This is a genomic window from Paenibacillus sp. 7523-1 (assembly GCF_002276415.1).
Taxonomy (GTDB): Bacteria; Bacillota; Bacilli; order Paenibacillales; family Paenibacillaceae; genus Paenibacillus; species Paenibacillus illinoisensis_A.
Map to the genome: position 1 here is coordinate 54,985 of NZ_NPBR01000016.1, position 12,046 is coordinate 67,030.

General features: G+C 46.3%; 11 protein-coding genes. 4 read left to right on the top strand and 7 right to left on the bottom strand.

All coding sequences use genetic code 11. The features are described from left to right. The first annotated feature begins 2 nt into the window (after positions 1 to 2). Positions 3 to 584, top strand: coding sequence for an NAD(P)H oxidoreductase (locus CHH60_RS17930; RefSeq protein WP_095360433.1), 582 nt, complete (start codon positions 3 to 5; stop codon positions 582 to 584). 91 nt (positions 585 to 675) lie between these two features. Here CHH60_RS17930 and CHH60_RS17935 read toward each other — a convergent pair whose 3' ends face one another. From CHH60_RS17935 to CHH60_RS17955, 5 genes are all read right to left on the bottom strand, one after another. Then, positions 676 to 1,317 carry a FusB/FusC family EF-G-binding protein gene (locus tag CHH60_RS17935; protein ID WP_095360535.1) on the bottom strand — a complete coding sequence of 214 codons (642 nt, stop codon included), beginning with the start codon at positions 1,315 to 1,317 and terminating at the stop codon, positions 676 to 678. A 289-nt stretch (positions 1,318 to 1,606) separates the two neighbouring features. Next, positions 1,607 to 2,086, bottom strand: coding sequence for a stalk domain-containing protein (locus CHH60_RS17940; RefSeq protein WP_095360434.1), 480 nt, complete (start codon positions 2,084 to 2,086; stop codon positions 1,607 to 1,609). 136 nt (positions 2,087 to 2,222) lie between these two features. After that, positions 2,223 to 2,879: a hypothetical protein gene (locus tag CHH60_RS17945; protein ID WP_095360435.1), complete on the bottom strand. Its 657-nt coding sequence runs from the start codon at positions 2,877 to 2,879 to the stop codon at positions 2,223 to 2,225. A 174-nt stretch (positions 2,880 to 3,053) separates the two neighbouring features. After that, the gene (locus CHH60_RS17950; RefSeq protein ID WP_095360436.1) at positions 3,054 to 3,926 is read right to left on the bottom strand and encodes a carbohydrate ABC transporter permease; all 873 of its coding nucleotides are present in this window, start codon (positions 3,924 to 3,926) and stop codon (positions 3,054 to 3,056) included. A gap of 18 nt (positions 3,927 to 3,944) precedes the next feature. Beyond that, entirely contained in the window at positions 3,945 to 4,895 is a 951-nt protein-coding gene (locus CHH60_RS17955; RefSeq protein ID WP_095360536.1) for an ABC transporter permease, read from the bottom strand. A 186-nt stretch (positions 4,896 to 5,081) separates the two neighbouring features. On the opposite strand from CHH60_RS17955, the gene CHH60_RS17960 reads away from it, so the two are divergent. The 3 genes from CHH60_RS17960 to CHH60_RS17970 all read left to right on the top strand — a co-directional run bounded on the left by CHH60_RS17960 (position 5,082) and on the right by CHH60_RS17970 (position 10,500). Next, a complete protein-coding gene (locus CHH60_RS17960; protein ID WP_095360437.1) occupies positions 5,082 to 6,872 on the top strand; it encodes a cache domain-containing sensor histidine kinase in 1,791 nt (596 codons plus the stop codon). A gap of 233 nt (positions 6,873 to 7,105) precedes the next feature. Then, positions 7,106 to 8,713 (top strand): response regulator transcription factor, encoded by a 1,608-nt coding sequence (locus CHH60_RS17965; RefSeq protein ID WP_095360438.1) that lies wholly within the window; start codon positions 7,106 to 7,108, stop codon positions 8,711 to 8,713. A 107-nt stretch (positions 8,714 to 8,820) separates the two neighbouring features. After that, the gene (locus CHH60_RS17970) at positions 8,821 to 10,500 is read left to right on the top strand and encodes an ABC transporter substrate-binding protein (protein WP_095360439.1); all 1,680 of its coding nucleotides are present in this window, start codon (positions 8,821 to 8,823) and stop codon (positions 10,498 to 10,500) included. 156 nt (positions 10,501 to 10,656) lie between these two features. Here CHH60_RS17970 and CHH60_RS29590 read toward each other — a convergent pair whose 3' ends face one another. Together CHH60_RS29590 and CHH60_RS17980 are read right to left on the bottom strand one after the other, a co-directional pair. Further along, positions 10,657 to 10,926 (bottom strand): hypothetical protein, encoded by a 270-nt coding sequence (locus CHH60_RS29590; protein WP_141236965.1) that lies wholly within the window; start codon positions 10,924 to 10,926, stop codon positions 10,657 to 10,659. 391 nt (positions 10,927 to 11,317) lie between these two features. Continuing rightward, a complete protein-coding gene (locus CHH60_RS17980) occupies positions 11,318 to 12,037 on the bottom strand; it encodes a metallophosphoesterase family protein (protein WP_095360441.1) in 720 nt (239 codons plus the stop codon). Between the last annotated feature and the right edge of the window lie 9 nt (positions 12,038 to 12,046).

Below are 12,046 nucleotides of genomic sequence, written 5' to 3' on the forward strand. Positions count from 1 at the left end.
TCATGAACGTATTAGTTGTTGTGTCTCATCCAAGAAAGGATTCCCTTACATTTCAGGCCGCCGATCGATTTGTGCAAGGTCTTACTGAGGCTGGTCACAATGTTGAGATATTGGATTTACATGGGATTGGCTTCGATCCTATTCTGCGAGGCATGGATGAACCTGATTACACCCAACCGAATCAAATGTTTTCCCCTGAGGTTAAAACGGAGATGGAGCGATTGAAGAAGCATGATGCTGTGGCTTTTGTGTTTCCCCTCTGGTGGTGGCATCTGCCAGCCATGCTGAAAGGGTATGTGGATCGTGTCATGAACAACGGATTTGCCTACGGTTCGAACAAGCTTCACCATCAGAAGATCATGTGGATCGCGCTTGCAGGCGTGACCGAAGATCAGATGAAGAAGCGAAACTACGATGAATCGATCACGAACCTGCTCAACGTGGGAATTGCAGATTACTGCGGCGTCTCTAACTCCAGTGTTGAATTTCTGTACGAGACGTTGGATGCCAAGCCCGAGCACTATGAGAACCTGCTTAACCAGGCGTATCAATTGGGACTGAAACATGACAAGGATATACGCTAACCATACGCAAGTCGGGTAATCGAAATGAGACGCACACGCATAATCAACCCAAAAAGGTCGCTCCGAAGAGCGACCCTGTCTGTTCTAAGCATTATTTTACTGTCGAAAGAAGAAACTTCTCCAGCATGGTGAGGTCGGTAATGCTATTGTTGCAAGCCGCGCTATCCATGCATACGTACTGGCCAATGGAAGCAAAGTTATCCGGCGAGTGACCCTTCGTCTTCACGTTGAAGAATCCAAGCTCCTGATGTCGATTACAGAACATGCAGTACCCCTTCTTGTTCGTAGCCGTAATCCGTCCCTCGATGCCGAGAAACTTCTCTTCGTACGGGTACACAATGAACAGGCGATTGGTAGCAATATCCGTCCATCTCAAATAGGTCGTATGTGCGTAATCGACCGTTTCCAGATCGGGCAGTTTGAGTTTCTTCGCCTTCGAAAATAGCTTCTGAATCTGCTTCGCCGACACTTGTGGGAATGGAATCAGATGTGCTTCGAGCCGATTCAGATATGCCTGCAGTTCATGTGCTGTGTCATAAGTGGATAACTGCTCCAGCAGTTGCTTCTGGTCCGAAGTGAGTCCTTTGAAGATGCCGACTGCATTCGTCCCGACTGTGTAACGGACAGTTTCTAATACTTTTCGATCCACGACCGAGCGTAGCGTTTTGAGCAGGAAATCAGCTTGTTTTTGAATATAATTAAATTGATGATTGTGGATAAATGGTGTTTGCATGGCTTTCAGCCCCTTATTTTTATTGGTAAAACAAATAAGGTGCAAAGCCTGCGGGATCATACGTTTATGCTTCATTCAGGGCGATCGATGTTCTTCTCGTCGCGCCCTACACAAAGTCCGCCCCTAACAGGCTTTGCGTAAGGCCTTTCTAGCGAACGAGCAATCCGGCGCTGCCAATATTGCCACGGTATAACCCCCAATGCAATAGATATACCGGAATTATAACAGCACTGGGACTGTATGGGCAACGGAGTTTGTACCGATTTTTCGCAATTTGTATCGTTCACTACTAATTCTTCGTAGTTATTCGGACCACACTCTGACCGTTATTGGATTCCCAATGGATCTCTTTTCCATATGCTTCACTAACGGCTCTTAGCGGTAAATAAACTCTTCCATCCACCATTATGGTTTTACTCTTTAATTCAATTTGCTTGTCGAACTCGGTAAAATGGCTTTCTCCCACCTTGAAGGTTAACCTTGGCTTGGGGTAATCATCTATGTCTACATATGCAAAAGTTACACTTTTAGCTTTGTTATCCCACCATATCCCTTTACCAGGCACAGCGAAATCTAGCACACTAACGATATAGACTGGCGAAACCAGTATATGACCTGCAGAGATGATATAATCAGTTCCTTCTACTAACTGGAAGGTCTCTTCGTCAATCTTTACCTCAATTGATTTTTGATGAGCTTCGGCACTTATTGAATTGGCACTAGTGATAAATAGAAAAATCGCAAAGATGAATAATATTAATTTTTTCATTCTATGATCTCCTCAAATTTAGTGAGTTTTCCTGACTTCGCTTAACTTACTCGTATTCACGAGATATCCCGCAATGTCTGGTGAGTCCATCCCTCTTCTTCATACCTCAAAATTTTCCGGTCAAGATATCCATACACTACTTTATTGCACTAGTAAAACTCGCTTTAAAAATAAGATCATATACATTTGTATATGATTCGTAATACTCAAGTGCCTGTTTTCTTGCTTGATAGAAAGACTTCAACTTTTCCTTGTCTCCAGTATCGACATAAGCTATTAACTCATGCACTGCTTTTTTGTATGCTTCCACACTTTCCCTGGCAGGAGAAAAATCAAAAGAATTATAATCCAATACAGGAGTAAAGTTATCCGGACTAATTCCGGCATTCGATCCAGCTTCCTCAATGAGCTCATGTAATCTTGAGAAGTCTGTTGGCTCTTCTAATATCACTTTGCCCAATATATTAACTACTTCTTGGTCGATCTTGTTGAATCTAGTTGTAAATACATGTTTGAAAACATGCATTTCCATTAAATTTTTCGTGTAGTGAAAATAGCTATTCACCAAATGAAGCGTTGAGTTTTTATACTCTACCGAAAACCTGGCACTTCGAAGGACAGTGGCCGGGATGTACACACGATTATCGATGAGTTTGGCTTCAGTACCTGCTTGAGTCTTTATTTCCTTTTCATTAAGTACGATGTCGATCTTTTTTGTTGCACTTGTAGCTGTAAAAGCCATGGATCCGCTTAATAATACACAAGCAAGAGTAACTACCATCATCTTCTTCACTTCTTACTCACCCCCTCATGGTCAAAATGCTAACGCTCGGAACCCCACCCATAATACCATTTAATTCAAATTAAGGTAATTACATCTTTTTCACATAAAAAAGAGCCACCTCCCTGGCCTGAGACCAGTTCAGCAACTCCCTTTTCACAACCCTATTCCATCCGCTTCACGCGGCTACTCCTTCACAGCCCCCACCACAATCCCCGTTACAAAGTACCGTTGCAGGAATGGATAAACAAGCAGGATCGGCAGCGCACTAATAAAGATCTGTGATGCCCGAATCGTCCGCTGTGACAGGTTCGCAATCGCTTCCGGATCAAGCTTCGTCATGTCGGCCTGCACGATGATCGTCTGCATGAATGTCGCGAGTGGCAGCTTTTCCGAATCACGGATATAGATGATCCCGTCAAAATATGCGTTCCAATGACCAACCATCATGAAGAGAGAAACGGTGGCGATAACAGGCACGGAGACAGGCAGATAGATTTTGATGAACGACTGAAAGTGTCCTGCTCCATCGATAAATGCAGCCTCCTCCAGATCCTTCGGCACCGTACGGAAGAAATTCAGCAGCAGGATGATATTGAATACCGCCACGAGTCCCGGCAGAATGAGTGCCCACAATGTGTTCATCAGCCCGAGCTTCAGAATGAGGATATACCCCGGAATGAGACCTCCGCTGAACAGCATCGTGACAACAAAATACCACAGATAGATGTTACGTGCCCGGAACACACGTGTCTCCTTGGAGAGTGCATAGGCAGCAATCGTATTCACGATGAGCGCAAGCCCAGTTCCCAGCACCGTCCGCTCCACGGACACCCACAGGGAGGACAGGAAATTGGCGTTATCGAACGTCTTGGCATATGCTTCAAGCGTAAATCCAATCGGCCAGAACGTCACCAGACCGGCATTCGCAGGTGCGGACGCGCTGAGCGATACCATCAGCAAGTGATATAGAGGCAGCAGGCAGAGCAGCGAAAGGATGGTCAGGAACACATTATTGAAGATGCTGAATATGCGATAGGGCAGCGTTTTATGATACATGGCTCGTCATCATCCTTTCTAGAAAATTCGGTATCCGGCGAATCGGTAGGCCAGTCGGTAAGAGATCACGATGAGAATCAGACTGATGACCGATTTGAACAGATTCACCGCAGTAGCGAAACTGAACTGCCCACTCAGCAGACCTTCACGATACACGAACGTATCGATGATATCCGCTTGCTGGTAGATTAATGGACTATATAAGTTGAAGATTTGGTCGAAGTTGGCGTTAAGCACATTCCCCAGTGCCAGTGTGGCGATTACGATTCCGATAGGAATCAGCGCCGGGATGGTGATATAGATCGTCTGCTTCCATCGTCCCGCCCCATCCACTTCAGCTGCTTCGTACAGTGACGGATTAATGCCGGACAATGCCGCAAGGAAGATAATCGTGTTGAAACCAAACTCTTTCCAAACATCACTCGCAATGATCGTAAATCGGAACCAGTTGCCATCCCCCAGGAAGAAAATCGGCTTGATGCCGAACACCGAGACAAGGAACTGATTGAGAATACCCGTCTGTGCCAGAATATCGATCAGGATACCGGACAGCGTTACCCAGGACAAGAAGTGTGGCAGATACACGAGTGTCTGAATGGTTCTTTTCAGCGCCATCTTCCGTACCTCATTAAGCAATAGCGCGAAGACAAACGGTATGATCAGATTCATGATGATTTTGGAGCAGGCAAAGAACAGCGTGTTCCACGTAATCTGCAGGAAGTAATCATTTTCCCACATATACCTGAAATGCTTCAGTCCCACCCATTCCGAACCCGCGAACCCAAGCGCAGGCTTGTAATCCTGAAATGCCATTAGAACTCCCGACATCGGAATATACGAAAAAATAAAAACCATAATGGCCGCCGGCAGCACCATGAAGTGCAGTACCCACGGCTGTTTGTAGCGTTTCTTTCTCTTCTGTTCCAGCTTGTTCCCCACATTCGCCTGTGGGACCCGTTGACCCTCCATTTTAGCCTCCATAGTGCCCTTCTCCTGTTCCCAAAAAAAGTTTTGTGTGTTAATGGGGTTCTCTGCTATAAATAGTATCAGGCCATTCTGAGCTCTGACTATATAACATTGTTAGGCCGGATAGGGTTTTGTTAGGAATCTGGTGAATACCAGTCTTTACGAACACCAATACGAAGGAGACTTTTTATGCATATATGGAAGCGCTTTATATTATTCGAAAAAAGGACCCGTTCCCGCTTCAGCCTGTTTGCAAAAATCAACTGTTTGATCGTGTTGCTGTTCATCCCCATTATTATCATGTATACCTACTCGAACAACGTCACCTATAACGTGGTCAGCAAAGAACTGCAGATTTCGAATACGAAACAGCTCACGTTTCTGGCCAGTCAGATCGATTCCCGCATTAATCAGATGATGGATTTCAGTCTGATCCTTTCAAGAGATCCCAATGTCCGCGCATTTAACGGTCTGAACATATGGGATGATCGGTATGATCAGATGCAGACCCGCTATGCCATTCAGGAAAAAATGGTGCTCCAATCCGGCGTCACGGATATATGGAACACCCGATATGCCGTATACTCACAGCAGAATCAAGATGTTATCGCCAACTACAACCGCTCATCCGGGTATGACGAAGACTATCTGAAACGCAATATGAGCGGACAATGGACATACGGGGATCAAGGGGCCGAATCGCAGGAGGGTATGCAGTCCTTTTACTGGTTTTACACCGATTCCTTAGCCCAACCGGGGATGTTGACCGGCAGCAATCTCGTCATTGAGGCCAGCTTCAGTTATGAGAATATTCAGAACATGCTCGATACGTACAAGGCAGGTGGGCAGGGAGATCCTTTCCTTTATCACAAGGGCAATGCCCCCATTATGAATCGTAGTGCGGACAGTCAGTTATCGGAGGAACTTATTCAATATCTGGATACACACTCCCTGGAGGATACTACACAGGACGTTGTGAAACTGAATGGGAAAAAGTATCTGGTGAGCGCAGTCAAATCATCCTATCTGGATTGGCATTTGGTCGACGTGGTCCCGCTATATCAGATCTTGCAGCCAATTTCGCTCAGCCGAAATTTGTTCTATCTCTTTATGACGCTGCTGTTTGTCGTGGGCATATCCGCTTCGATTCTGCTGTACAGAAACATTCAATCTCCGATCAAAAAGTTGATCCAGGGCTTGCGACGCGTGCAGCGAGGTGACTATTCCGTACGACTGCATAGCAAGGATCAGAATGAGTTCTCATTCCTGTTTCATCGATTCAATGATATGTCTCACCAGATTCAAGACCTGATCGAGAATGTATTCCATGAGAAAATCAGAGCCAAAGAAGCAACCCTGAAGCAGCTGCAGGCGCAGATCAATCCCCATTTTCTATATAACTGTCTTGGCTACATCATCAACATGGCTCAAATGAAGGACGAGCAGGCCGTCGTTTCCATGGCACATAATCTGAGTGCATATTATCGGTACACCACCCGCATGGAACGGGAGACGTCCTCGCTTCGGGACGAGATCAAGCTGCTCATCAACTATCTGGATATTCAAAAGCTGCGCAATGGACGAATTGAGTATCATATCGATATCCCTGAGGACATGCTTGCCCAGTCTGTACCGCGATTAATGCTTCAGCCGATGGTCGAGAATTCCGTTATACACGGTGTGGCGAAGTCCTATTCATCCGGGGAGATTCGCATTACCGGCGAGAGCGTGGATGGTTTCGGCAAAATCTATATCGACGACGACGGCCCCGGCTTAAGCTCGGAACAGTACGAAGCGCTGAACCTGAAAATGCAGGAGCCACTACAGGAGGAAATGGGCTGCGGCCTCTGGAATACGAACCAGCGAATCATGCATCTGTTCGGCAGCCAGTCCCACCTTCAATTCGGCCCATCTCCACTTGGCGGATTCCGCACCGAAATCGTCTGGGAGATGCCGAAGGACGATACAAATTCTGAGTGAGATACCGACATTAATATAAGTTGAGCCATTTCATTTGAAACGAAATATCTACACGTGAACGTAGAGGACAGAAAAAACCTGAAGAAGCGAAGCGTTCGCCTTTATCCCCAGATTTTCACCTTTATAAAGTATTCATAAAAAATCTGGGGGTAACAGCGATCGGAAGGTTGTTCTGTCATTGGAGTGGCAAGTGTAAATAAGCCTTAGTTCAATCAACAAGGAGACGAAAGAATATGCAGATGATCATCGTAGACGACGAAGCACACTGGGTCGATAACCTGTCCATGACCAAGCCCTGGCACACCCTGGGGATCGAACAGGTACATAGGGCGTACTCCGCACATGAAGCCTTACAACTGATTGATACCCACCCCATCGATATCGTGATCTCAGACATTCAGATGCCGGAAATGACAGGCATTGAACTGATCGAACGCATCCGGATCCGGGACAAAAAAATAAAATGCATTCTATTATCGGGTTATTCCGAATTCGATTACGCCAAAAAAGCCATCCAGTACGAAGCCGTGGACTACCTGCTCAAACCGCCGACAGACGATGAATTAATGGGCGCCGTGCAGAAGGCCATCGATCAATTAAATCATGAATGGGAGCTCGTCAGTTCACTGAGTCGGACCCAGTTTACTTTACGAGAGAACCTGCCACACTTGCGTGGACGACTGCTTTTGGAGGCATTGCAGGGGCACCAGTTTTCATCCGGCGAATGGGAGCGGAAACTCACCAATTATGATCTACCCTTTCAAGCCGGGGACGCCGCACTCATGCTCGTTCGGTTGGATGAAGAATTCGGACACTATGACAGCCATGATCAGACCCTGATCGAATATGCCATCATCAACATGGCGGAGGAAATTATGGGTGAGTTTATGCACGTGTGGGGTGTGAAGGAGGAGCACGGATATGTGGTGTTTTTGCTGCAGCTGAAGGAACAGAATGACGATATTGGAAAAGAGACCATTCTGGAGAAGCTGTCCATTCAGCTTCAATCCAAAGTAAAACAGTTTCTGAAAGGCTCCCTCTCCATTGTCATGACCGAGTGGTTCACCTTTCCGGATCAGCTCTACGATCGCTTCCGTCAGGCCTCCGCGTATTTCCGGCAGATCGTCGGGGACGAGCGCGAATTCGTCATGCGCGTCAGTGATGTGGAGACACCTTCAGCTCAAGGTCCGCTGGACGTGCTGTACACCCCGCCCACCTTCATCCATCTGCTGGAGAGCGGACAATGGGATGCTGCTGAGGAGAAAATACTCGCCGTCTGCGCAGAGCTGGATGAGAAATGGTCCGAATCGTGGGAGCATTGCATGGAGGCTGGTTTTCTCATCACGGCTTCGTTCACTAACCTCGCCCACCGGAACAAGCTTACCCTGACAAGCCTCATGGGCAGCGATATTGAGTATCTTCAGAGCGGGGAGGCCTTCTCCACCATCGGCAAATTACGGAAGTGGTCGCTTGGCGTCCTCGCCAAGCTCAAGGAAGGTACATCCAACGAGATCAAGGATATCCGGTCCGAGTATGTGAAGAAGGTTCAGGAGTTTACGGATAAGAATCTGCATCTGGATGTGTCTTTGCGTGTGCTCGCCGATCATGTCAATCTGCATCCGACCCATCTGTCCAAGATTTACAAGATCGAAACGGGCGAAGGAATAAGTGAATATATCTCGCGCCTGCGCATGGATCGGGCCTGCCACAAGCTGGTCACGACCACCAAAAAAGTATATGAAATCAGCCTGGAGATTGGCTATATGGACCCGGCGTATTTTATCAAAGTGTTCAAACGTCAGTTCGGCGTTACGCCACAGGAGTACCGAGACCAGCATTAATAACATAATAGAGTCCTATCGAAACTAACAAACTCATATAGATGCCCTCCCGCCCGACTTGGTACAGTTACACTTGTAAAGATCATACACCGTAGGGGGATTGAACAATGATCAAATTCAAAACATGGTGGTCCTTGCTCATGGTCATCGCACTCATCACCATCACTGCGTGCGGCAGTGGCGATTCAGCCAGTGAGAATGGTACAGACGATACGCCGGCGACGGTCGGCTCAGCCGAAGCTGAAGCTGCTTTTGCCAAAGGAAAATATGATCCACCCATCGAATTCAGTTCGGTTCGTATGCCGAAGAAATACGTACAAGGTGACACCAAAGAAAACAACGTACACGATCGCTGGATGCTCGAAACGCTGGGCATGAAGCATAAGGATTCGTGGTATCCTGCCAATGACGATCAATACAGACAGAAGCTGCAGCTGGCCATTGCTTCAGGCGAGAAATTGCCTGATTTCGTATCCGTTCCAACGAACGCAGTACTCACCAATCAGCTGATCGACTCCGGTCAATTCATCGCCATCGATGAACTGTTCGACAAGTACGCCAACAAAATTCTGAAGGATCACGCTGCAGCGCATCCCGAGCTGTGGTACCCGTTCACCAAGGATGGCAAGAGATACAACATGCCGATCCTGGAGTACACGGATAACGACGATACCCTGCTCTGGCTCAGAGAAGACTGGATGGAGAAGCTGAACCTGGAAGCACCTAAGACCATCGCAGATCTTGAGAATATCATGGATAAATTCAAAAACGAGAACCCGGACGGCCTGTCTCCGGATAAAGTATTCCCACTGGCAATCTCGCTGAAAAATAACACCAACACCTGGATGGGCTCGCTCGATTGGTTGTTCGGCGCTTACGGCACGATCCAGGAACAATGGAACAAAGATGCAAACGGCAATCTGGAGTACGGCTCCATTAATCCCGGTGCCAAGCAAGCCCTTGCCAAACTGAATGAATGGATGAACAAAGGGTATATCCATACCGACTCCGCGCTGTGGGACGAAGGTAAATCCGCCGAGAGCTGGACTGCTGGCACGGCTGGTATCCTGCCTGGCGCAAACTGGGTACCCGACTGGCCTGCACCAGACCTGCTCAAGAACGTACCTGGCGCGAAATACAAAGCCTACCCTATTCCGGCTGGTCCAGACGGCAAGATCGGTACGAAGTGGCAGAACTCTGGCGTCAACGCCAGCATCATGATCAATAAGGATGCCAAGCATCCGGAAGCGATTTTCCTGTACTACAACTACCTGCTAGATAACCTGGCCAACCCGGCTGCGGGCAGTCCATATGAGTACGGCTTTGCCAAAGGATACGACTGGGATATCATTGACGGTAAACCGACCAGTGACAAAGAGAAGATCAAAGACTTCTCCAACGAGTTCCCGTTCCTGACCGGTCCGGCCCGTATTCCGGATTTGTACATGAAAACCCTCGTGAAGCTGGCTGACGGCGAGAAGCCCGAAACCCCATACGAGAAACAAATGGCCGAATTCCGCAAACCTGAAAACTGGGCCGCTGCCAAAGTCGTGATGTCGCAGCTCGACATTCGTAAACAAAACTACTTCACCGGCGCAGCCACACCAACGATGGTCTCCAAATGGAACCTGCTCCGTCAGTCTGAGATGGAAACCTTCAACAAAATCATTTACGGCAAGCTGCCGATCGATGCCTTTGACCAATTCGTCGCCAACTGGAAGTCCAATGGCGGAGATCAGATCACACAAGAAGTGAATGATTGGTTTAAGTCGGTAAGTGCGAAGTAAGATTGGGTTATAGTTTAGTTAAAAAGTAAACAAACAAAAAACAAGCCGAAGCGTGTATTTCTGCCGCTTCGGCTTGTTTTATTCGTTCAAGATTAGGATAACCACCCATTGTTTATGCGAACCTCTGAGTGGTTTTAAGATGGATAATACCCATTTCTATTGTTCGGTCAACTCATACCACGTCTCGTACCCCTCAATGTTTGTATCTGAGTGGTCACTGGCGTCGGATGTCTTGAAATACCTAGCATAATATGCATGTTCAATTGTCTTTTTATTCTTATCCGTGTTGATATCCAGATAGATTTTGGATATTTCCAACCCCCATTTGACACTTCGAGCAATCTCGTTGATATTATCTACAGTTGAAAATTCGTCCATTTCCATAAGAATGGATTCCAGTTCCTCTTTACTCGGCTCTTCACTCATATCTATTCTGCAAGAAAGGTTTGGACGAGTAAATGTAAGTTGGACTCTTTCGATTGACGGAGAAAGTTCCTTCAAGTTTTTTGTTAATTCTTTGGTTGTATCGGTGTTGATCCTGTATGTAGTACTGCAACCTGTTGCAAATAGAAGGAAACAAATTAAGAGTACGATCCATTTATTCATTTCGCACCTTCTCAAAGATTTCATACAACGTTCTTGCACAGACAACGCTCAAGCGACTTATACGACAAAGGAGCGAACACGATGCTCAGGCGATGCGGATGTGCCCGATGAGCTGCTTCCCTGCCTATTGTTTCCCGTGGACCGAGGATCCATTAGGCTCCGATGTGTGGATATGATTTTAGTATATGTCTCCTGCAATCCAGATTAACTTTCAACAGTTCTTTACCTGTTCCGTTGTATACAATCCTTCTTGGAAAATTAAACAATTCAACTGCATTCCATATGCACACCCGCCATCAATTCCTATCTTGTCATCACTAAACCAAATATCGGTTGTGCCATGGATATCCATCGTTCGTGTATGTCCAAAGATAACTTTTTTATTTAGATTCTCAAAAGTGTGTCGAATGAATTCATCTTTAATATACATAAAATCACGCTCTGGCTGGTTCTTCCAGTCCATAACACTGGGGTTCAACCCCGCATGAACATAAATGTGATTATGGTCCTCGTGATATAAAGGTAATTTACTTAGAAAATCGATGTGGTGACCAAAAGAAGTCTTCATTGCAGCCTTCACTTGATTAAATATCTCATTAGATATTTCACTATTTATGTTATTCATATCACAATAACTTTGAAGGGTTGGTATTCCCCCATGTTCGATAAATTTAGATCTAATCAATTCGCTATCATTATTTATTAAATCAACCAATCGTTGGTCATGATTACCTCGTAAAGCAATGGCATGATGAACAGTTACTAACTCGATTACTTTATCAACTACTGCTTTACTATTAGGCCCTCTATCTACATAATCCCCGAGCAAAATCAACTGATCATCTATCGAATTAAATTCGATCAGATGCAGCATTTGATTCAATGGATCAATACATCCATGAATATCGCTAATCATAATTGTTCGCTTCATAGAGGCTCC

Excerpts from the sequence above, each read along its gene's own strand:
- CHH60_RS17965 (WP_095360438.1), top strand. The coding sequence starts at position 7,106 with ATGCAGATGATCATCGTAGACGACGAAGCACACTGGGTCGATAACCTG.
- CHH60_RS17980 (WP_095360441.1), bottom strand. The coding sequence starts at position 12,037 with ATGAAGCGAACAATTATGATTAGCGATATTCATGGATGTATTGATCCA.
- CHH60_RS17950 (WP_095360436.1), bottom strand. The coding sequence starts at position 3,926 with ATGTATCATAAAACGCTGCCCTATCGCATATTCAGCATCTTCAATAAT.
- CHH60_RS29590 (WP_141236965.1), bottom strand. The coding sequence starts at position 10,926 with ATGAGTGAAGAGCCGAGTAAAGAGGAACTGGAATCCATTCTTATGGAA.
- CHH60_RS17970 (WP_095360439.1), top strand. The coding sequence starts at position 8,821 with ATGATCAAATTCAAAACATGGTGGTCCTTGCTCATGGTCATCGCACTC.
- CHH60_RS17955 (WP_095360536.1), bottom strand. The coding sequence starts at position 4,895 with ATGGAGGGTCAACGGGTCCCACAGGCGAATGTGGGGAACAAGCTGGAA.
- CHH60_RS17930 (WP_095360433.1), top strand. The coding sequence starts at position 3 with ATGAACGTATTAGTTGTTGTGTCTCATCCAAGAAAGGATTCCCTTACA.
- CHH60_RS17935 (WP_095360535.1), bottom strand. The coding sequence starts at position 1,317 with ATGCAAACACCATTTATCCACAATCATCAATTTAATTATATTCAAAAA.
- CHH60_RS17940 (WP_095360434.1), bottom strand. The coding sequence starts at position 2,086 with ATGAAAAAATTAATATTATTCATCTTTGCGATTTTTCTATTTATCACT.
- CHH60_RS17960 (WP_095360437.1), top strand. The coding sequence starts at position 5,082 with ATGCATATATGGAAGCGCTTTATATTATTCGAAAAAAGGACCCGTTCC.